Source organism: Nocardia wallacei (assembly GCF_029868745.1).
GTDB classification, from domain to species: Bacteria; Actinomycetota; Actinomycetes; order Mycobacteriales; family Mycobacteriaceae; genus Nocardia; species Nocardia wallacei_B.
In genome coordinates this window covers 1-1,113 of record NZ_JARWOP010000001.1, presented here as the reverse complement: position 1 = coordinate 1,113, position 1,113 = coordinate 1, and the positions used below count along the sequence as shown (strand labels likewise).

Here is a 1,113-nt window from a genome sequence, read left to right as displayed (position 1 = left end):
GTCCGTGCCCGACGCCGGGCAGCATTCGGATGTGCCCCTCACGGGCGTGCTCCCGCACGAGCATCGCGTCGGTGTCGGCGGTCAGGGCGAACACCGCCGGATCGGCGCGCAGGAGCAAGACGGGGCCGCGCACTAACATCGCGGTGCGTTTTGCCGGGTGGGGGGCGGGGGTGGGGCGGCGCGGGTGGGGGGGGGCCCCCGCCCCGGATTGTCAGACCGTGACCGGCGCGGTGGGCTGATCCACGATCTCGCTGATGCCCTCCGCGGTGACCTCCAAGACGTTGGCCGAGGAGATGTCGAAGAACAACCCCGACACCGTGAGACCGCGCTCGGTGACCGCCCGGCGGATCACCGGGTGGGCGTGCAGGGTCTCCAGCTGCACGGCGACGTTCACCATGCTCAGCTGGGCGGCCTCGTCGTAACCGGCCGCCGCCGCGGCGGCCCGCACCGGATGCCCGGCCCGGTAGGTCTCCAGGCTGGGCCGGCCGTGGGCCAGCCAGTTGTCCAGCCCCGGTCCGGCCGAGGCGCCGGACAGCAGCGCCTTCATGGCGCCGCACGACGAGTGACCACACACGACCACATTGCGCACCTGCAGGTTGTCCACCGCGAACGCGATGGCCGCCTCCAGCGAGGTGTCCGAGCTGTCGGCGGGGATGAGGTTGCCGACGTTGCGGACGGTGAACAGGTCGCCCGGACCGCTGTTGGTGATCACATTGGGCACGATCCGGGAATCGGCGCAGGTCAGGAACAGCGAGTGCGGGTCCTGCCGGTCGCGCAGTTCATCCAGGTGCGGCCGCACCACGTGGGCGTGGCTGCGGTGGTAGGCGGCCACACCGGTCGCCACCGGATTGTCGGACCGCTCCTGCCACGGGCCCAGTACCTCGTCGAGCAGGCCGCGGGCCTGGCCGCGCTTGGGCGGACCGGCCGTGGCGTGTGCCATCCGCGCCGTGCCGATTTCCACGAATTCGACGTTGCCGCCGGTGTTTTCGTGTTGGCGGGCCCAGTCGTGGATGGCTTCGTAGGAGGCGTGGTCGAGGAAGTCGACGGTGAGTTCGACCAGCACGTCGGTGCCGGTGGGGACCTTGGCGAGTTCCTTGGTCAGTTTCGGCAGCG

1 protein-coding gene is annotated in these 1,113 nt (G+C 71.0%); it reads right to left on the bottom strand.

What is annotated here, in order from left to right; genetic code table 11:
• Positions 1-211: 211 nt before the first annotated feature.
• Positions 212-1,113, bottom strand: a 902-nt coding sequence (locus QH470_RS00005; RefSeq protein WP_280270140.1) for a carbonic anhydrase, incomplete at its 5' end; no start/stop codon positions are given.